This is a genomic window from Rhodobacter capsulatus (assembly GCF_052363175.1).
Classification (GTDB): domain Bacteria; phylum Pseudomonadota; class Alphaproteobacteria; order Rhodobacterales; family Rhodobacteraceae; genus Rhodobacter; species Rhodobacter capsulatus_D.
Genome location: NZ_CP198946.1, coordinates 1613851 through 1632698 on the forward strand (window position 1 = coordinate 1613851; position 18848 = coordinate 1632698).

Genomic DNA, 18848 nt, shown 5'->3' on the forward strand with positions numbered 1-18848 from the left:
CTCGGAGACGGGTGCGCTCAGGATGCAGGCAGGGCTCAGGCTGCCTTGCCGACCTTGGCCGGGCGCAGCCGGACGCGCGCCTCGGGGCCGCGTGTATCAAGGTCGTAAAGATCGGGCCTTGCCGCCAGATAGGCCCACCATGTCCGTTCGGCAAAAGTGCTGATGCGTGTGCCGTGCCGGACATGCATCAGTGAGCCGAGTGTCGCAATGCGCAGACCCGCCTCCCCCTGTTGCGCCAGCAGCGCCCCGATCTTGTGATCCAGCTCTCCCGCTTGCGCCGTCTTGCCAGCCTTCGGCACGGCGGCCGGTGCGGGCTTTGCGCCGATCTCGACGAACGTGGCACAGGCGGCGCGAAAGCTCTGTGGCGTCTTCGCCTCGCCTGCGCCGGTCACGATGGCACCATATTCCCGCAAGCGCAGCGCCAGATGCGTGAAATCGCCATCGGAACTGGCGATGACGAAATGCGTGATGTCGCTGCGCAAAGCCAGCTCGACCGCATCAAGCGCCAGAAGCAGATCGGAGGCGTTCTTGCCTGTCCCGGCATGCATCAGCCGAAACCCCTGCGCCCCGTGCCAATCGCTTTGGCGCTGCGCATCGACATAGACGCGCAGCACCCTTGGCCGCCCCAGAGCCGCCGCGATCCGCAGAACCCCGGCGGCATGTTTGGCCGACAGGTTGTCGCCATCAATCAACAGTGCAATGTCGGTCATCCTGCTCTCGCATCCAACTCAGGGGAAAGCGTGACACGGAAATTTGCCGAAAATCGGGCGCGGCCGGGGGATCTCGCGCCCGGAAGGGCGGTGGATCGTCGCGCCAAGAGAGGCAATGCCATGGGGATTGGTGCACTTCTGCACAGATCCCGCGCGCCGCGCGGCCAAGACACGCGCCGAATGCGCCCTATATTCCTTTCATCCCCGCAACAGGAGGCACGGATGAGCTGGAACCCGACGCAAGCGCATGACGCCCCCGGCCTTGGGCCCGTTGAAACCCTGATCATCCCGCGCGCCCGCGACATTGGCGGCTTCGAGGTCAAACGCGCGCTGCCCGCGCCCGCGCGGCAGATGGTCGGCCCCTTCATCTTTTTCGATCAGGTCGGCCCGGCCGAATTCCTGACCGGCGGCGGCATTGACATCCGCCCGCATCCGCATATCGGCCTTGCCACCGTCACCTATCTTTACAAGGGCGCGTTTGAGCACCGCGACAGCACCGGCGCGCATCAGATCGTGCATCCGGGCGCGGTGAACTGGATGATCGCGGGGAGTGGCGTGACCCATTCCGAACGTACGAGCCTTGAGATGCGGCAACGCCCCGGATCGCTCTTCGGCATCCAGACCTGGGTCGCGCTGCCCGAAGCCGAGGAGGACCGCGCGGCGAGTTTCGAGCATCACGGCAAGGCGGCGCTGCCCTTCCTTGAGGCCGAGGGTAAACAGGTGCGGCTGATCCTTGGCCACGCCTGGGGCGCGACCGCGCCGGTGAAGACCTTCTCCGAGACCTTCTATGCCGACGTGGTGCTGGCTCCGGGCGTCGTGCTTCCGTTGCCCGACGAGCACGAAGATCGCGGTGTCTATGTGGTCGAGGGCGCGGTGACGGTGGCCGGTGACACGTTCGAGGCCGGTCGGATGATGATCTTTCGCCCGGGGGACCGGATCAGCCTGAGTGCCGGGCCGCAAGGCGCGCGGCTGATGGCCTTGGGCGGCGCGACGATGGGGGGGCCGCGCTATGTGTCGTGGAACTTCGTCGCCTCGTCGCGCGAAAAGATCGAGGCCGCGAAAGAGGCCTGGGTCAAGGGCGATTGGGACCACGGCCGTTTCCGCCTGCCCCCCGGTGACGAGGCCGAATTCATTCCGCTCCCCGAGGCGCTGCAGCCCAAACCTGCCCCCTGAGGCCGCAAGGCTTCGCCGGAAATCCTGTCGCTTTGCGGGATTTCCGGCGTTCGCCTGCCATCGAACCACGCATCGGCTGTTGCGGAAAGCGTCGGTCGATCCTTTTGGCCCGTCCCAAGGCGTGGTGATGATCCTGGTCTGACCGGGATCGACACCGGGCAAATTCTTTTCCTGATCGCGCCTGATACGGTTGGATGATAATTGTGCGGCATGTTGCCTCAGTGGCAACCGGAGACATTCTCAAGTTGTCTTGATGTGCAAAGCTGCACCTGTATCGAATGGTTTCAGATCCCCGGCGAATTATTGGGGGGAAATGTTCGATGCATCTCGCCTCGTCGAGATTGGAACTCGAACTTGCCTTGAATAACTGCGCTTTCGGAATCCCTGATCTTGAAAGCGTACTTTTGTGGGATCTGCGATGCGCGCATTCTTTTTTGATATGGCGGACGTCATAATATATGCAACGGGTTTATGTTGGCTGATCGCCGGGATTTATTCGGGCGTTCAGGTTCTGTCGCAATTCGGCGAGTTCACCCGCGGCCTGATTGCGGGCGTGATCCTCATCGTCTTCGGACTGTTGGCTGCGGCGCTGCATTGTCTGATCTGTTTCGCGATCATGGATATTCGCGCCTTCACCCGCCATGCCGCCAAGCAACTCACCTCGGGTCGCGGCTGATCATGCCGACCTGTGATATCACCGATGGGGTCCAGATGCCGCGCAGACTTTCGCTTGTCGTGACCATGCTCGCCTGTCTTGGCGCGTCTTTCGCGCCAGCCTTCGCGGAGGAGGCCAGGCTGTCCTCGCCGCTTGATTGCGCAGATCTTCTGCCGGGGGGGCTGAACGGTTGCGTGCTTCGACTTTCCGCGGGCGAATCCGCGCCAAGCATCGAGGCGACGAAAGCCGATGGCAGCAATTTCAGCGCGGCCTGGAAGCTTCTTGGCCCGACCGAGGTGGCCAATCTTCCCAAGGTCGATCTCTCGGGGACATTGGTGCTTGTCGATGTCACGCAGGGCAAGAATGGCGGCCATGCGCTGCGGTTGCGTGACGAAAAGGCGGCGATCAAGGCCATCCTTCAGGCGATGCCGCCCGGCGAACTGGTTGCCCTGCACAGTTTTGGTGCAACCCGCACCGAGCTTGTGCCCTTTACCCGCGACCGGCAGGCGCTGCTGACCGGGGTCGACGGGCTGAAGTTGACCGAGACCAACACGCTGCTGCAGCGCAACCTGATCGATGCGATCCGCATCGTCGAAGCGCAACCGACATTGGCGATCGGGCGGGTGCTGGTCATCTCTGACGGGCTCGACGAGGATATCGCCCCGCCCTCCGAAGCGATTCGGTTGGCGCAGCAGACCGGGGTTTCGATCTCTGCGATGGGGAGTTTCTGGCAGAAGGTCGGGGATCCGGACATCGGCCGGGGACGCGGCTATCTGGAGGCGCTGACCGCTGGCTCCGCCGGGGAATTCGGCGCCGTGGAATATCGCAAGACCGTCGATGCGCAGAGCGCGATCTTCGATCTGTCGCAACGGCTCTGGCAGGCGCGGCAATCCAGTCGGCTGGTTGTCCTGAACGAAGGGACAAAGCCCGAGCGCGCCAAGATCGTCGTGAAGGTCGATCGCCCGGTGGCCCCTGGCTACGGCCAGCGCGAGGTGATCGAATACAAGGCGGATTACATTCCGCTTGGTCCGGATGGCAAGCCGCTGCCGCCTCCGCCGAAGCCTGCGCCCGTGGTGACGAAGCCCGTCGCCCCGCCGTTGCTGCCCGTCATCCCGCCGAAGCCCCCGGAAAGCCCGGTCAAGGTCTATCTGGATAAGGGGATGAAGCTTGCACGCGATTACTGGTATGTGCTCGCGGCCGTCGCTGCGCTCGCCGTGCTTGGTGGTCTTGGCGCATTGATCGTGAAGCGCCGCAAGCGCGAGGACGAGGATTTCGACTTCGGGGAAGACGGGCCGCTGTTGGACGTTTCGGCCCCGACGCTTCCGGAACACGGCTCTTTGGTGCCGGTGGAAAAGACCCTTGCGACGCTCGTTGCCAAGAACTCGGGCCGGGTGATGTCGGTCACCTCCGAGCGCGTTTCGATCGGCCGCGGATCGAAGAACGATCTGATCCTTGCGCACAACAGCATCTCGCGCGCGCATGCGATCTTGCAGGTCGAGCCGAGCGGGTTCATGTCGGTGACCGATCTGCAATCGCTCAATGGCACTTTCGTCAACGGAACCCGGGTCGGAGAGACCCAGCAGGTGAAGTTTGGCGACGCGATCAAGCTGGGTGATGTCACCCTGATCCTGCAACACCCCTGAACGCACGCCATCAGCCGGAGGGCACACGCATGAGCACCGAAAAAACCAGTTGGGTCTTCGATCAGGACAACGAGGGGGGCAAGCGCAAAGAGCGCCCCTTCGACGCCTCGGAGTTGGACCGCACGACCAATCTGACCGAGGCCCTGGGCGAGGCGACCGTCGCATCGCATCGCGGTTCCGACGATGAGGCCACGCAGATCACCGGCCGGGCGAGCCTGAGCGAGCGGACGATGATCTACAGTCCGGCGACCCATGAAGCCTCGAAAAAGGCGGATGAATTCGCCGAAGAGGTCGATCCGGTGGTGGGCTGGCTCGTGGTGCTCAACGGCCCGGGCAAGGGACGCTCGTTGACCCTTGGTCATGGGCTCAACCTGATCGGCCGCAGCCCGACGCAACGGGTCGCGCTCGACTTTGGCGACACGCTGATCTCGAACGAGGACCACGCGAAGATCATCTATGAAGACGGCGAATATTACATCGCCCATGGCACCGGCAAGAACGTCACCAAGCTCGACGGCAAGATGATCCCGAACATGGTGCCGCTGAACGACCGCGCGATCATCCAGCTGTCGAAGAACACCACCTGCGTGTTCGTCGCGCTGTGTGGACCCGATTTCGACTGGAGCAAGGTCTGACCGGCAAGCAGTGGATCCGTCCGTGATGAGAAGCATTTTCGGGTCGGCGACGGTCGGTGACCGCGACCATCAGGAAGACGATTTCACCTTCGTGCTGGCCGATGATCTGCGCCCGGATTCAACCGCGCTGATCGTGCTGTGCGACGGCATGGGCGGGCATGTCAGCGGCGAGATCGCGTCCCAGACCGCGGTGCGGGCGTTCAAGCAGCGGTTCGAGAGCGACGCCAGCACCGATCCGAAGCGGCGGCTTCTGGGCTGTCTTGAGGCGGCCAATCGCACCTTGGGCGAGGCGATCCGCACCAATCCACGGCTCGAGGGCATGGGGTGCACGCTCATCGGGGCGATCAAGGCGCCGAACCGGCTGTTCTGGGTCAGTGTCGGGGACAGTCACCTGTATCTTTTCCGCGCCGGAAGCCTGACCAAGCTGAATGCCGATCACTCGCTCTTCTCCGAGCTTCTGGTCAAGGTGCGCAAGGGCGAATTGACCCTTGAAGAGGCCCGCGCCAATCCGCGGCGCAACGCGCTGCTGTCGGCGGTGATGGGCGCCGAAATCCCGCTGGTCGATTACAATGAAATGGCCCTCAAGGAGGGCGATCTGCTGATCCTCGCGTCAGACGGTCTCGATACGCTGTCCTCCGAGCAGCTTGAGCGGATGCTGCGCGGCGCCTATGGCACGACGCCCGAGGATATCACGCGGCTGCTTCTGGATGCGGTCCGCGCCTGCCGCAAGCCGCGTCAGGACAATACCACCGTTGTCGCCTGCTATCATACCACGCGCAGCGTGCCGTTCTGGAAAGAGAGCACGCACTGGGCGGTGACCGGACCGGGATGGTGGCGGCCGCACCGCAGTTCGCCCCGGTTGCTTTTGGGCGCTGCCGCCGGTCTTTTCGGTCTGGGGGCCCTGATCGGCGCGATCTGGATGATGCTGGCCTCCGGCCCCGAGCCCGAGCCGGTGATCGCGCACGAGCTGGCGCCTGTCCAAACGGCACCGGTCGCCCCCTCCGTCCCGGCCCCGGAGACGGTGGCGCCGAAGGACACCCCCCCTCCGCCGGTGGGGTCCAGTTCCATCGGCTCCGTGCAAGCCGAAGTCGGTCCCGCCACGAACGATCCCCCCATCAGTGTGCTGCCCCTGCCCGAAGCGCCAAAGTCGCCGACGCAGCAGCCGGACAAGCGCCGCGCGGCGCCGAACTCTGAAACGCAACCGCCAAAACAGCCGCCGAAGTCCGCTCAGCCCCCCTCCGATGCAAAAGCGCCCGCCGCCGCAGAGCAAGCGGGCAAGGCGCAGAAACCCGCCGAGCAAGAGGACAAGGATGCGCAGTAACGGGGGGCCAGGAAGATGATGAACCGGGCCATCCCGAACGGGGTTCGTTTCGCCGGGTTCGAGATCCTCGAAAATCTCGGCGCGGGCGGGTTCGGCATCACTTACCTCGTGCGCGACATCAAGACCAATGCCCGCTATGCGATGAAGGAGTTCTTCCCGGGCGATCTGGCGACCCGCGACGGCCTGTCGGTCCGGGTGAACGCGGGGCAGGAGACGCGGTTCACCGCCGGGCTCGACGCCTTTTTCAAGGAGGCCGATATCCTGCGCACGCTGCCTGCCGTGCGGGGGCTGATCGCGGTGCGCGGGCTGTTCCGGCGCAATGGCACCGCCTATGTGGTGATGGAATTCGTCGATGGCATGAGCCTGTCGGACCTGATCCTTGGCTATATCAAGAACCAGCGCAATTTCCCCGAAGAGTTGATCCGCGACTTCCTGATCTCGATCGGTCAGGCGCTGCAGGTCATTCACAAGGTCGGGTTGATCCACCGCGACGTGAAGCCCGACAACATCATCGTGCGCCGCCGCGATGGTCAGCCGATCCTGATCGATTTCGGTGCCTCGCGCCATGTCCGCACCGCGAGCGAAATCGTCGCCTACACGCCCTCGTTCGCGGCGCTGGAACAGATCCCGCGCAGTCTGCGCCGGACCGACGGTCATTACAAGGAAGGGCCCTGGACCGACCTTTTTTCGCTCTCGATGGTCGCCTATGCGATGATGAGCGGCCACAAGGCTGCCTCGGCCGAGACACGGATCACCGAAATCGTTGCGGGGCGGCCGGACCCCTATGTGCCGGTCGCGCAGAAATGCGGCGAAAGCTATTCGAAAGACCTCTGCGACCTGATCGATTTCGGCTGTGCGCTTGAACCGCTGAAGCGACCGGCAACGGCGCGCGAATTTCTCAAGCGCTTGGGGGCGGGGACAAACAGTCTTGAGACCGTCGATCCGTTCGCGGCCCCCCCCTCGGCCGGGGCGAGGCTCGCGCGGCGCCGCAATGCGCTTGTTCTGGCAGGGCTCGCCGTCCTTGTCGCCATCACCGTCTGGGCTGGGTTGACCGCATGACACATCCTTTGTTGCCGATCTCGCTTGCGGTCTGTCTCGCCGCCACATCCTTCGGGCCGCTGCAAGCGCAGGATCTCGAGACCCTGTCGCGCGCGGTGAACCCCGGTTTGGGGCGGGTGATCGTGCATCAGGACGGGGGGCTCGCGCTGGGGTCGGGCTTCGTGATCGATGCCCTTGACGACGACAAGTATCTTTTCGTCACGAATGCCCATGTCGTCGAAGGCAAGGCGAGGTCGATCGAGGTCGGCTTCCTGCTTCCGACGGAGCAGAACCGAGAGGCGCTGGTGGTTCTGGAGGGGACGATCCTTGCCATCAGCCCGCATCAGGATCTGGCGCTGTTGCGGCTGTCGCGCAGCGATGGCGGTCAAGCGGAGGGGCCAAAGCCGCTGCCCTTGCGGGCAACGCCCGCGGTGCAGGGCGCGCCCGTCGCCGCCTTCGGCTTCCCCGGCATCGCGGATCGGCAAAGCCCGACGATGGAGCGCGACCTGTTTCGCTCGTCGCTGACCAGCGGTGTCGTCAGCCGCACGATGGAGACGCCGGACTGGGGGATCGATCGCAGCCAGTTTCCGGTGCAGATCATCCAGCATGACGCCTCGATCAATGCGGGGAACTCGGGTGGCCCGCTGGTCGATATGTGCGGCGCCGTCGTCGGGGTTAATACCTCGCTGATGCATGCCGATGCCGGGCGCGAAATCTATCAGGCCGCCAGCAGCGCCGAGGTGTTGCGCTTTTTGCAAAAGGAAGGCTTCGCGGTCGAGCCCGACCTGTCGGACTGTTCGGGCCTGTCGCTTGGCGGGGGGATGCTGGCGCCGGTCGTGGTCGGTGTTCTGGTGGCGAGCGCGTTTCTGCTTGGCGCCTTCGGGGTGTTCGTGTCGCGCAAGGGATGGCCGCGCATGTTGGCCGGCAAGCCGATCATCGCCGTATCGGTCACTGGCCCGGAAGGGCGTTCCCGTCTGCTGCAGTTCGACCGCCGCGCGCTGTCGCGGGGGATCACCGTTGGACGCTCTTCGCGATGCTCGGTGGTGGTGAGCGATCCCAAGGTCAGTGCCCGGCATCTGGAATTGCGGCTCGAGAACGGGGGGCTCTATCTGTGCGACCTGAATTCGAGCAACGGCACCTTGATCGACGGAAACAAGCTCGTGCCGGGTCGCAAGGAGCGTGTGAGTTCGAAATCGGTGGTCGGCTTCGGTCTCTCGCACCTGCGGGTCAACCGGCTGGAGTGATCAGCCCCAGATAGTATAACTCTTTTTATTTAACGGTTGCGCAGGATGTTTTGTCACCAAGGCTGCATGCTTTTTTCAGATACGCATTTTGTATCGTTGATGACTTGGGCAAACCTCCTGCGCCATCACGATAAAAGCTCGCCAAGTTGCGACAGCCATCCGCATCCGCCAAATTACATGCTTTGCGGAATGCCTCGGCGGCCTTTTCTTGATCTTTGTTTTCAGGAAGGAAGTAAAATCCGTCAGAGTTGCAGGCGCCTTTATTGTCCTGATCGCAAGCTCGGCTATTGGGTTGCACTCCGTCTTTGAAGCCCAAACCAAGCACGTTGCATGCGGCAGCTATGTCGGCATCGCAAGCTTTTTCCAGCATTTTCATTCCGAGTGCCGGATCCTTCGAAGAATAAGATTGTGACAATACATTCATTCGGCCGAGTCGATAACACGACTTCATGACGCCCCCCAAGCAGGCGATTTTATATAAAGATGCGGCTTGAGAGAGATCGATCGAGCGACCGCCTTCGCCATAATAATAATCAATGCCAAGGTTGCCGCAGCCGAATGGGCTTCCCTGCTCGCAAGCTCGTTCAAAAAGAATACTCGCGATCATACGGTTCTTGTCGACATTGCCGTGACTTTCGTCGAATGCAACACCAGCAGTGTTGCACGCGGAGCCTGCGCCAACATGGCACCTCCGCACATTATCCATTGTTTTTGCACTGACTAAGTGCGTTCCTTCAAGTTTGTTCACAAGATTTTCGACATATAATGCTGACGCGGAGGGGTTAAATCTTGGCGCCCTCAAGGTGGCGCAGTCCGTGTCTCCACTTAATGCGCATGCCCTTTTAATTAACTCTCGAGCGGTCTTGCGCGCAGGTTTGAAGCCATTCGCCTCATTTGCGTTTGACAGCAAATTCGCTGACAACTCGCAGCCTTTTGTGCTTCCGAGTTCACATGCGGATATATAGTCAGCGAGTGCCAATGCGGGCTGTCGCTTAACAATCCGGCTGCCGCCTATGAAAAGCTTCCCGACAGACAGGCAAGCGTCAGAGTTTTTCATCTCACACGCCTGTTGCAGCATCTCGGAAGCACGAAGCTCCTGTCCGGGGAGGGCCAGCATCAGTTTTCCGGCCTGATAGCAGGCGGCGGCTTCGCCCAAGGCGCAAGGGTTTGGCGGTGGCGCCGTCTGCGTTGCGACGGACAGCGGCAGGCCGGTCTTCGCGCCGGTTCCCTCGGCAAAGGGGGGCAGCAGGCCCGATCGGGGCAGGCCTAGGGCCAGCGCCGCAGCCGTCACCCCGACAAGGCCCGCGATCGCCGCGAGGCGCAGGGCCCGGCCGCCGCGCTTTTCCTTTTGAGGCGAGACGGGCTTGGATCGGGACACCGTTTCGGTGGCGGTTGGCAGCGGAGGCGATGCGGGTTTCTCCGCCCCCTCGGGGGGCTCTGCGGCGCGTGCCGGTGTCTCGATCGCGGCCAACAATTCGTCAAGGCTCTGAAACCGGTTGCGTTGCTGATAGGCCAGCCCCTTGCGCAGCGCGTCTGCAAAAGCCGCACTGACCGTGCCCGATGCCTCTGCCACTTCAAGCTCGCGCAGGCTGTCATCCTCGTCGCGGCTGATCGCAACCGGCGGTCCGGCTTGAAACATCGCCCGGTAAACCGTTGCACAGATGGAGTAAATCTCCGAAGCGACAGTCTGTGGTGCATTCTCCAGATATTGTTCCTTGGGCGAGAAACTGGCCGAGGCCATGGAGGTGATCGAATGGGTCTGGTGCCCAAGAGAGTGCCGCGCCGCCCCGAAGTCGATCAGCACCGGCTGCGCGCCGGAGCGCTGCAGCATGATGTTCGAAGGCTTCACGTCGCGATGCAGAAATCCCGCCGCGTGCACGACCTGCAAGGCTGAAACGAGTTGCGCCAGCAGAACACGCGCTTGTGCCTCGGTGTAGGGATGACGCTTGAGCTGGTCGGAAAGAGGGACCCCGTCGATGAATTGCATCACGAGATAAGCGGTGTTGTTCGCCTCGAAGAAGTCGAGCACGCCGACGATGCCGGGATGATCGAATTTCGCCAGGGTTTTCGCCTCGTCCAGAAATCGCGCCTTGCCCCAGGCAAAAAGATCAGCCTGGGTCTTGGACGAGGGCACAACGGTCTGCACCGCCGTTCGACCCGCAAAATCGCGGGGATAATATTCCTTGATCGCGACCACCCGCTCAAGCTTTTCATCCCAGGCCTTGTAGGTGATCCCAAAGCCGCCCGATCCCAATACGGCGTCGACACGGTAAACATTCGAACCGGTCCGGAGGCGGTACCCCTCCTTCAAATTGAGGAATAAATCATCTTCATCAGACATAATAATTCCCCGAAAAATGGGTTTTTCCTAGAGTAATCGATCTGCGGTCTGGCGCAACGGCATCGCCGCGCTGGCCGGATGACGCGGGAATTTGTCACAGGGCCCGGTGGCCCGGTCGCGGGCTCCTTGGGGCACTCCGCAGGGGCGGTCGAACCGGTGCGATGCGGGCGGCTGCACGGTCAAGAGCCGCAAAACGCCAGAAGGATCGGACTGCTTGACCCTTGCGGAGAATTTCCTTCTGAAAATCGACCTTCTTTGGAATTCAATTTGGCTGTCTAATGTGCAAAAAATCGACAAATAAAGTCGTGATAATGAGCCATGACCGCGCACCCCCCTTCAGACGACGAAATCCGCAAGACCACCTGTTACATGTGCGCCTGCCGCTGTGGCATCGACGTGCATCTGCGCTCGGGCAAGGTCCGTTACATTGAGGGCAACCGCGATCATCCGGTGAACCGGGGTGTGATCTGCGCGAAGGGGGCGGCGGGGATCATGCAGGTGACGGCGCCCGCCCGGTTGCGCGCGCCGCTCAAGCGGGTGGGGCCGCGCGGCTCTGGCGCGTTCGAGGAAATCAGCTGGGACGAGGCCTTGCAGATCGCCACCGGCTGGCTGGCGCCGATCCGCGCGACGGCGCCGGAAAAACTGGCCTTCTTCACCGGGCGCGATCAGTCGCAAAGCTTCACCGGCTGGTGGGCGCAGGCTTTCGGTACGCCGAATTTCGCGGCGCATGGCGGGTTTTGCTCGGTCAATGTCGCGGCGGCCGGGATCATGTCGATTGGCGGGGCGTTTTGGGAATTCGGCGAGCCGGATTGGAAGCGAGCGAAGATCCTGCTGCTCTTCGGTGTCGCCGAGGATCACGACAGCAACCCGATCAAGCGCGGCCTTGGGGCGATGAAGGCGCGGGGGGCGCGGGTGGTGTCGATCAACCCGATCCGCACCGGCTACAATGCCGTAGCCGATGACTGGCTCGGCATCACGCCGGGCACCGATGGGCTGTTGATCCTTGCGCTCGTGCATGAACTGCTGGTCGCGGGGCGGATCGATCTCGACTATCTGGCCCGCTTCACCGATGCGCCCTGCCTGCTGACCCCGGGCGAGGGGCCGGAGAGCGGGCTTTACCTGCGCGACGCCGAGGGGCGGGTGCAGGTGATCGACTGCCGCACCGGAGCGCTTGCCCCTTTCGATGGCGCGGGGGTGGAACCGGATCTGGGCGGCGGGCTCACGGGCCATCGCACCGTCTTCGAGGCGCTGGCCGAGTGTTACCTTGATCCGCGTCACTCGGCGGAAGCGGTGGCGGATCGGGTTGGCGTTCCGGCTGCGCAGATCCGGGCGCTGGCCGTCGAACTGGCGCGCGTGGCCTTCGATGAAGCCATTGAACTTGACACCCCCTGGACCGATTTTCGCGGCCATCGCCATGACCGGATGATCGGCCGTCCGGTCGGTTTTCACGCCATGCGCGGGATTGCGGCGCATTCGAACGGCTTTCAGACCGCCCGCGCCCTGCATCTGTTGCAGATGCTGCTGGGCGCGATCGAGACGCCCGGAGGTCTGCGCTTCAAGCCGCCTTACCCGAAGCCGCTTGCCGCCCATCCGGTGCCGCATTTCACTGCCACGCCGGGGGCGCCTCTCAAAGGGCCGCATTTGGGCTTTCCGCGCGGCCCCGCCGATCTGGCGCTTTTGCCCGATGGCAGCCCGGCCCGGATCGACGAGGCCTTCACCTGGGAAAATCCGTTTTCCGCCCATGGCCTTATGCAAAGGGTGATCGGCAATGCCCATGCCGGGCGGCCCTACAAGATCGACACGCTCTTTCTTTACATGGCGAATATGGCGTGGAATTCTTCGATGAACCCGGAGGCGGTGGCGCGCTGTCTGACCGATCGCGACGAGACCGGCGCCTATGTCATTCCGCACATCATCCTGTCCGACGCTTACGCCAGCGAAACCGTGGCCTATGCCGATCTGGTGCTGCCCGACACCACTTACCTTGAACGTCACGACGCGATCAGCCTTCTGGATCGGCCGATCGGGCGGGGGGATCGGCTGGCGGATTCGATCCGCTGGCCGGTGCTGGCGCCCGACCGCGACGTGCGGCCGTTCCAGTCGGTGCTGATCGATCTGGGCGCGCGGCTCGGCCTGCCGGGCTTCGTCACCGCCGAGGGGGCGCCTGCCTTCAAGGACTATGCCGATTACCTTGTCACGCACCAGCGCCGCCCCGGCATCGGAGTGCTGGCGGGCTGGCGCGGCGACGGCACCGAGCAAGGCCGCGGCGCACCGAACCCGGCGCAACTCGATCGCTACATCGAAAACGGCGGCGTGTTTCAGGCGATGATCCCGCCCGAGGCGCAGTTCTTCAAGCCCTGGAACCGGGCTTGGCAGGATTGGGCGGTGACGATGGGGCTGCAGGACAAGCCGCAGCCCTATCTGTTTTCACTCTGGTGCGAGCCGCTGCGGCGTTTTCAGCTGGCGGCCGAAGGGCACGGGGCACATCAACCGCCCGAAGCGTTGCGCGCGCGGCTGCACGCGGCGATGGACCCGCTGCCCGACTGGGTGGCACCGCAAAACACCGACACCGAGGCCGACTATCCGCTGCATGCGCTGACCCAGCGCCCGCCGGCGATGTATCATTCCTGGGGCTCGATGAATGCCTGGCTGCGGCAGATCCTGGGTCATAACGTGCTGCACATCCCGAAATCGGTCTGGCGCGACAAGGGCTTTCGGGCGGGTGACTGGGCGCGGGTCACCTCGCCGCATGGCGCGATCGAGGTTCCCGTCGCGCCGATGGCGGCGCTGAACCCCCACACCGTCTGGACCTGGAATGCGATCGGCAAGCGCAAGGGCACCTGGGGGCTGTCGCAAGACGCGCCCGAGGCCGAAAAGGGCTTTCTGCTCAACCACCTGATGCACGATCTTATGCCGCCAGATGCCACCGGCGCGCGGGTCTGGAACGCCGATCCGGTGACCGGTCAGGCGGCGTGGTTCGATCTGCGGGTGCGCATCGAACGGATCGAGCGCCGCCGCTTCAGCCTGCCGCGCCTGTCCGAGCTTTCGTTGAAGATCCGGCCCCGGAGGCCCGCATGAGCCGAACTCTGGTCATCGACCTTGATACCTGCACCGGCTGTCACGCCTGCACCATCGCCTGCAAGGGCTGGCAGAATGCGAACGAGGACACGCGCCTGCCCGATGCCGACGCCTATGGCAAGGCCCCCTTCGGCGCCTTTCTCAACCGCGTCCATTCCTACGAGGTGATCGAGGGCAAGGCCCCCGCGCAGCTGATCCACTATCCGCGCACCTGCGTGCAGTGCGAAAATCCGCCCTGCGTTCCGGTTTGCCCGACCGGCGCGAGCCACCAGACCGCCGAGGGGCTGACCCAGATCGACGCCAGCCGCTGCATGGGCTGTGGGCTCTGCGCCTGGGCTTGCCCCTATGGCGCGCGGGAGCTCGACCCGGTGGCGGGGGTGATGCGCAAATGCACGCTCTGCGCCAATCGCATCGACGATCCCGCACGGCCCGCGGAAGACCGCATTCCCGCCTGTGTTCGGGCCTGTCCCACGGGTGCGCGGCATTTCGGCGACCCCTCCGACGCGCAATCGCCGCTGGGCAGATTGGTGGCCGAGCGTGGCGGCTTCGCGCCGATGCCTGAATTCGGCACGAAGCCCACCAGCCGCTACCTGCCGCCGCGGCCCAAGGATCGGCTTGGCGAAGGGGCTGTGCTTGAGCCGCTCGTTGCTGCGGGCGGGGTGCGCGACTGGCTCGACAAACTCTTGGGGAGAGGCTGATGCGCGCGGTGCCCTCTGTCATCCTGTTCACCAGCCTGTCCGGTGCGGGCTTCGGCATCCTTGCGGCGGCGGGTCTTGGGCTGTCGTCTGGACCGGGCGCCTGGCTTGCGGGTTATGCGCTTACGATCGCCGGGCTGATCGCTTCGACCTTCCATCTGGCGCATCCGCTGCGCGCCCGCTTCGCGTTCCGGCACTGGCGTACGAGCTGGCTCTCGCGCGAGGCCTGGGGGGCTGTGGCGGCGCTGGTCGCGCTCGCCCCGCCCGCGGCTTCGGCGCTTTTCGGCGGGCCGGAGCTGCGCCTTTTCGCTGTGCTGGGTGCCGGGCTCTGCCTTGCCACGGTGTTTTCGACGGCGATGATCTATGCCAGCCTGCGTGCCGTGCCGCGTTGGCACCACTGGTCGGTGCCGCTGACCTATCTGGCCTGCGCCGCGACGGGGGGCTGTGTCTTCGCGGCCCCGCCCGGGGTGGCGGCGCTCGCCTGTCTGGTGCTGGCGCTCTGGCTGGGGGCTTCCTTTCCCCTTGCGGATCGTCGCGTCGCGCGCCTCGGGCTGACGCGGGGCTGGGCCACCGGTCTGGGCAAGGGGGCCGAGGTGCGCAGTTTCGAATTGCCGCGCAGCGGGCCGAGTTTCATCACCCGCGAACTGGTCGACCGCGCCGCCGGGGCCGGGTCACCCGGTCTGCGCGGGCTGGCGGTCTCGTTGGCGGGCCTGCTTCCGGCGGCGCTTTTGCTGGCAGGCGCGGACCCGGGCGTGGCTCTGGCCGTGCATCTTGCGGGCATCCTCCTGTCGCGCTGGCTTTTCTTCACCGAGGCGACGCATGTGGCCGCCCTGTATTACCGCGGAGAATTGCCCCCCGCGGGCCGCTGAGTCGCCCTCCGCCGGGCGTATGCGACCGGGGCGGAGAAGAAAGCTGCTGTCCCGTGGGTGCCGTGCTGCCGATTTCCACCAAAGACGGCATCAAAACAGAAAATCATTAATATCTATCTGTTCAATCGTGAATTCTCGTGATCCGGTTCCGTCAGTCCAGAGACGCGGGATCACCGGCCCTGCCGGACCGCCCTTGCGGAGTCAGTCTTGTCAGAGGGAGTTGCCATGAATGCCGTTTCCGTTCCGCTTGCGCCGCCCGATGCGCTGGCAAAGATCCGCACCGAGGCACGTGCGGCCGGTCTGAGCTATGCGGGCGATGTGCCGCCCGATCTGGCCCATGCGTTGGTTGAAGCCGGACAGGCGCGGTTGATCGATGTCCGCTCGCCCGAGGAACTCCGTTTCGTTGGTCATGTGCCGGGGGCCGCGAATGTGCCTTGGGCCACCGGGCTCGACCTGACGCGCAACCCGCGCTTTCTGCGCGCGCTTGAGACGGTCGCGCCCAAGGATGCGGTGATCTTGCTGTTGTGCCGCTCCGGGCAACGTTCGGTCTTTGCTGCGCAGGCGGCGACGGCGGCGGGGTTCGCGCAAGTGTTCAACGTTCTTGAGGGGTTCGAGGGCGAGCTTGACGCGACGGGCCGCAGGGGGCGGCTCTCGGGCTGGCGGCTGCGCGATCTGCCCTGGCGGCAGGATTAGGCGGCCCGCGTGCCGCGACATCAGATTGAAAGACAAGGATTTCAGCCGAGGAGGCAGCATGACGCTTGACACGCAACGAACGGAGCTGGCCGAGGATACCGGGTTTTCCCTGGTTCCGGTGCTGGCGGCACTGACCCGGGCGCGGGCCGACTGGCGCGCGGCGCATCACCGGGCCACCACGCCGGGCGGCCGCGAATTGCCTGCACCCGAGGCGGTGGAGCGGATTGTGGCCGGGCTGCGCGGGGCGCTGTTTCCGATGCGGCTTGGCCCCTCGGATCTGCGGCAGGAAAGTGAACAGCTCTACGTTGGTCATACGCTCGATGTCGTGCTGCGCGATCTGGTCGAGCAGGTGATCCTTGAACTGGGCGGGCGGCTGAGTGATGCCGATCCGACGTTACGAGCGGAAATCCGGGCGCGGGCGCATGGCCTTGTGCGCGACTTCGCGCAATATCTGCCGACGATCCGCACCCAGCTCGACAGCGATGTTCTGGCGGCCTTTGGCGCCGATCCGGCGGCGCGCAGCGTCGACGAGGTGCTGTTGTGCTATCCCGGGCTTGCCGCGATGATCCACCACCGCATCGCCCACCCGCTCTATCGCCTCGGGGCGCCGTTGATCGCCCGGATGATCTCGGAGGCGGCGCATCGGGCGACGGGGATCGACATTCACCCCGGCGCGACGATCGGGGAGGGGTTCTTCATCGATCACGGCACCGGCGTCGTGATCGGGGAAACCGCGATCATCGGCAATGGCGTGCGGCTGTTTCAGGCGGTCACGCTGGGCGCGAAAAAGCTTTCCCACCGATGCGATGGGGCGCGCGCTCAAGGGCCAGCCGCGCCATCCGATCGTCGAGGATGACGTGGTGATCTATGCGGGCGCCACTGTGCTCGGGCGGATCACGCTCGGCAGGGGCGCCGTTATCGGCGGCAATGTCTGGCTGACCGAAAGCGTGCCGCCGGGGGCGCATGTGACGCAGGCGCATCTGACCCAAGGCACCCGGCCAGGCCCCGCAACCGACTGACAAACGACAGATTTTTACCCTGCCAGACCTGCAGCCGAGGTTGCGGGATGGCGTTCCGCACCCAAGCAAGGAGAGACTGAATGACTGAACCCCTTCAATTGGCGCTCGGTGACAATGCCGCCCGCCAGCTGGCCAATGCCACGAAGACGGCGCCGAGCCGGATGCGGGAACGGCGGGCGCGCTCGCGCGCCGCGCGACGGGCGATCACCCCGGCGCGACCGGTCCGGCGGCGGATCTGGCCCCGGGGGGCCGGACTGACGCCGGGCGCAAGCGGCACGGCGCCGCTCGGCGCGGGTCACGCCGACAGCCTCGACAGTCTGGCACGGCAGGCCTTCGGGCTTTTGACCGGCAAATCGGCTGCCCATGCGCCCGATGTCAGGGCGGCTCCTCAAGCGCCTGTCAACCTGGCCTCCCCGGTTCCGGCCACACCCTGCGGGGCAGTTCTACTTCCTGCCCACGGCGGCGCCACTTTCGCTGGACCCTCCGGCCACGCCCGCCACGACGCCTGCCTTCGACGTGCAGGCGGTGCGGCGCGACTTTCCGATCCTGCAGGAGCGGGTGAACGGGCGGCAACTGGTCTGGTTCGACAATGCCGCGACGACGCAAAAGCCCAATTGCGTGATCGACCGGCTGACCGAGTTTTATCGTCACGAGAACTCGAACATCCACCGCGCCGCGCATACGCTGGCGGCGCGAGCCACCGATGCCTATGAACATGCCCGCGACACGGTGCGCGATTTTCTGGGCGCGGCCTCGTCGGAGGAGATCGTCTTCGTGCGCGGCGCGACCGAGGGGATCAACCTTGTCGCCCGCACCTGGGGCGTGGCCAACATCCGCGAGGGCGACGAGATCATCGTCTCGCATCTGGAACACCACGCGAATATCGTTCCTTGGCAACAGCTTGCGGCCGAAAAAGGGGCGCGGTTGCGGGTCATTCCGGTCGATGACACCGGACAGGTGCGGTTCGAGGAATACCTCAAGCTGCTCTGCCCGCGCACGAAGATCGTCGCGGTCACGCAGGTCTCGAACGCGCTGGGCACGGTCGTTCCGGTGCGCGAGATCGTGGCGGCGGCGCATGCGGTGGGGGCGGTGGCGCTTGTGGACGGGGCGCAATCTGTCAGCCACATGCGGGTGAACGTGGCCGAGATCGGCGCGGATTTCTTCGTCTTTTCCGGGCACAAGGTGTTCGGGCCGACGGGGATCGGGGCGGTCTACATCCGCCGCGCGATCGCGGAAACCCTGCCGCCGTGGCAAGGCGGTGGCAACATGATCGCCGATGTCACCTTCGAGCGCACGCTCTATCAGCCGCCGCCCGCGCGGTTCGAGGCGGGCACCGGCAACATCGCCGATGCGGCCGGTCTGGCGGCGGCGCTGGGCTATGTGCAGCGTATCGGGCTTGAGGCGATCGGCGCCTATGAACATGCGCTTTTGCACTACGCCACCGGCGCGCTTGCGCAAGTGAAGGGCGTGCGTCTGATCGGCACGGCGGCGCACAAGGCCTCGGTTCTGTCCTTCGTGCTCGAAGGCTTCGAGCCGCTCGAGGTCGGGCGCGCGCTCGACCGCGAGGGGATCGCGGTCCGGGCGGGCCATCACTGCGCGCAACCGATCCTGCGCCGCTTCGGGCTGGAGGCCACGGTGCGGCCCTCGCTCGCCTTCTACAACACCCGCGACGAGGTCGATCTGTTCGTCGCCGCCGTCGCAAGGCTCGCCAGCCGCCGCCGCTGAGAAAGCCCC

General features: G+C 64.7%; 16 protein-coding genes. 14 read left to right on the plus strand and 2 right to left on the minus strand.

The features are described 5' to 3' along the window. Nucleotides 1-35: 35 nt before the first annotated feature. Nucleotides 36-710, minus strand: coding sequence for an NYN domain-containing protein (locus ACTTAI_RS08960; RefSeq protein ID WP_444455387.1), 675 nt, complete (start codon nucleotides 708-710; stop codon nucleotides 36-38). Between the two features lie 222 nt (nucleotides 711-932). On the opposite strand from ACTTAI_RS08960, the gene ACTTAI_RS08965 reads away from it, so the two are divergent. From ACTTAI_RS08965 to ACTTAI_RS08995, 7 genes are all read left to right on the plus strand, one after another. Continuing rightward, nucleotides 933-1883 (plus strand): pirin family protein, encoded by a 951-nt coding sequence (locus ACTTAI_RS08965; RefSeq protein WP_444455388.1) that lies wholly within the window; start codon nucleotides 933-935, stop codon nucleotides 1881-1883. A gap of 418 nt (nucleotides 1884-2301) precedes the next feature. After that, nucleotides 2302-2559 (plus strand): hypothetical protein, encoded by a 258-nt coding sequence (locus tag ACTTAI_RS08970; RefSeq protein WP_444455389.1) that lies wholly within the window; start codon nucleotides 2302-2304, stop codon nucleotides 2557-2559. 35 nt (nucleotides 2560-2594) lie between these two features. Beyond that, nucleotides 2595-4181 (plus strand): FHA domain-containing protein, encoded by a 1587-nt coding sequence (locus ACTTAI_RS08975; RefSeq protein ID WP_444455390.1) that lies wholly within the window; start codon nucleotides 2595-2597, stop codon nucleotides 4179-4181. 29 nt (nucleotides 4182-4210) lie between these two features. Then, nucleotides 4211-4816 (plus strand): FHA domain-containing protein, encoded by a 606-nt coding sequence (locus ACTTAI_RS08980; RefSeq protein WP_444455391.1) that lies wholly within the window; start codon nucleotides 4211-4213, stop codon nucleotides 4814-4816. Nucleotides 4817-4841: 25 nt separating this feature from the next. Further along, nucleotides 4842-6137 (plus strand): protein phosphatase 2C domain-containing protein, encoded by a 1296-nt coding sequence (locus ACTTAI_RS08985; protein ID WP_444455719.1) that lies wholly within the window; start codon nucleotides 4842-4844, stop codon nucleotides 6135-6137. A 15-nt stretch (nucleotides 6138-6152) separates the two neighbouring features. Next, nucleotides 6153-7196: a serine/threonine protein kinase gene (locus ACTTAI_RS08990; protein ID WP_444455392.1), complete on the plus strand. Its 1044-nt coding sequence runs from the start codon at nucleotides 6153-6155 to the stop codon at nucleotides 7194-7196. Continuing rightward, nucleotides 7193-8419, plus strand: a complete 1227-nt coding sequence (locus tag ACTTAI_RS08995) for a trypsin-like peptidase domain-containing protein (RefSeq protein ID WP_444455393.1) — start codon at nucleotides 7193-7195, stop codon at nucleotides 8417-8419. Before ACTTAI_RS08990 ends, ACTTAI_RS08995 begins: the two co-directional genes overlap by 4 nt. Before the next feature lie 25 nt (nucleotides 8420-8444). Here ACTTAI_RS08995 and ACTTAI_RS09000 read toward each other — a convergent pair whose 3' ends face one another. Continuing rightward, nucleotides 8445-10760 carry a protein kinase domain-containing protein gene (locus ACTTAI_RS09000; protein ID WP_444455394.1) on the minus strand — a complete coding sequence of 772 codons (2316 nt, stop codon included), beginning with the start codon at nucleotides 10758-10760 and terminating at the stop codon, nucleotides 8445-8447. A gap of 318 nt (nucleotides 10761-11078) precedes the next feature. Between ACTTAI_RS09000 and ACTTAI_RS09005 the strand changes: the two genes are divergently transcribed. The 7 genes from ACTTAI_RS09005 (at nucleotide 11079) to ACTTAI_RS09035 (ending at nucleotide 18839) form a co-directional block, all read left to right on the plus strand. Further along, the gene (locus ACTTAI_RS09005; RefSeq protein ID WP_444455395.1) at nucleotides 11079-13838 is read left to right on the plus strand and encodes a molybdopterin-dependent oxidoreductase; all 2760 of its coding nucleotides are present in this window, start codon (nucleotides 11079-11081) and stop codon (nucleotides 13836-13838) included. Beyond that, nucleotides 13835-14536, plus strand: coding sequence for a 4Fe-4S dicluster domain-containing protein (locus tag ACTTAI_RS09010; RefSeq protein ID WP_444455396.1), 702 nt, complete (start codon nucleotides 13835-13837; stop codon nucleotides 14534-14536). The genes ACTTAI_RS09005 and ACTTAI_RS09010 overlap by 4 nt, the downstream gene beginning before the upstream one ends. Beyond that, nucleotides 14536-15402 (plus strand): dimethyl sulfoxide reductase anchor subunit family protein, encoded by an 867-nt coding sequence (locus tag ACTTAI_RS09015; RefSeq protein ID WP_444455397.1) that lies wholly within the window; start codon nucleotides 14536-14538, stop codon nucleotides 15400-15402. Before ACTTAI_RS09010 ends, ACTTAI_RS09015 begins: the two co-directional genes overlap by 1 nt. Nucleotides 15403-15627: 225 nt before the next feature. Further along, entirely contained in the window at nucleotides 15628-16095 is a 468-nt protein-coding gene (locus tag ACTTAI_RS09020; RefSeq protein WP_444455398.1) for a rhodanese-like domain-containing protein, read from the plus strand. 58 nt (nucleotides 16096-16153) lie between these two features. Beyond that, entirely contained in the window at nucleotides 16154-16951 is a 798-nt protein-coding gene (locus ACTTAI_RS09025; protein WP_444455399.1) for a serine O-acetyltransferase, read from the plus strand. A 4-nt stretch (nucleotides 16952-16955) separates the two neighbouring features. After that, nucleotides 16956-17114, plus strand: a complete 159-nt coding sequence (locus ACTTAI_RS09030; RefSeq protein WP_444455400.1) for a hypothetical protein — start codon at nucleotides 16956-16958, stop codon at nucleotides 17112-17114. Nucleotides 17115-17477: 363 nt separating this feature from the next. Next, nucleotides 17478-18839 carry a family 2A encapsulin nanocompartment cargo protein cysteine desulfurase gene (locus tag ACTTAI_RS09035; protein ID WP_444455401.1) on the plus strand — a complete coding sequence of 454 codons (1362 nt, stop codon included), beginning with the start codon at nucleotides 17478-17480 and terminating at the stop codon, nucleotides 18837-18839. Nucleotides 18840-18848 lie beyond the last annotated feature (9 nt).

Coding starts and splice junctions, on each gene's coding strand:
- ACTTAI_RS08960 (WP_444455387.1), bottom strand. CDS start 710: ATGACCGACATTGCACTGTTGATTGATGGCGACAACCTGTCGGCCAAA.
- ACTTAI_RS08965 (WP_444455388.1), top strand. CDS start 933: ATGAGCTGGAACCCGACGCAAGCGCATGACGCCCCCGGCCTTGGGCCC.
- ACTTAI_RS08970 (WP_444455389.1), top strand. CDS start 2,302: ATGCGCGCATTCTTTTTTGATATGGCGGACGTCATAATATATGCAACG.
- ACTTAI_RS08975 (WP_444455390.1), top strand. CDS start 2,595: ATGCCGCGCAGACTTTCGCTTGTCGTGACCATGCTCGCCTGTCTTGGC.
- ACTTAI_RS08980 (WP_444455391.1), top strand. CDS start 4,211: ATGAGCACCGAAAAAACCAGTTGGGTCTTCGATCAGGACAACGAGGGG.
- ACTTAI_RS08985 (WP_444455719.1), top strand. CDS start 4,842: ATGAGAAGCATTTTCGGGTCGGCGACGGTCGGTGACCGCGACCATCAG.
- ACTTAI_RS08990 (WP_444455392.1), top strand. CDS start 6,153: ATGATGAACCGGGCCATCCCGAACGGGGTTCGTTTCGCCGGGTTCGAG.
- ACTTAI_RS08995 (WP_444455393.1), top strand. CDS start 7,193: ATGACACATCCTTTGTTGCCGATCTCGCTTGCGGTCTGTCTCGCCGCC.
- ACTTAI_RS09000 (WP_444455394.1), bottom strand. CDS start 10,760: ATGTCTGATGAAGATGATTTATTCCTCAATTTGAAGGAGGGGTACCGC.
- ACTTAI_RS09005 (WP_444455395.1), top strand. CDS start 11,079: ATGACCGCGCACCCCCCTTCAGACGACGAAATCCGCAAGACCACCTGT.
- ACTTAI_RS09010 (WP_444455396.1), top strand. CDS start 13,835: ATGAGCCGAACTCTGGTCATCGACCTTGATACCTGCACCGGCTGTCAC.
- ACTTAI_RS09015 (WP_444455397.1), top strand. CDS start 14,536: ATGCGCGCGGTGCCCTCTGTCATCCTGTTCACCAGCCTGTCCGGTGCG.
- ACTTAI_RS09020 (WP_444455398.1), top strand. CDS start 15,628: ATGAATGCCGTTTCCGTTCCGCTTGCGCCGCCCGATGCGCTGGCAAAG.
- ACTTAI_RS09025 (WP_444455399.1), top strand. CDS start 16,154: ATGACGCTTGACACGCAACGAACGGAGCTGGCCGAGGATACCGGGTTT.
- ACTTAI_RS09035 (WP_444455401.1), top strand. CDS start 17,478: ATGCGCCCGATGTCAGGGCGGCTCCTCAAGCGCCTGTCAACCTGGCCT.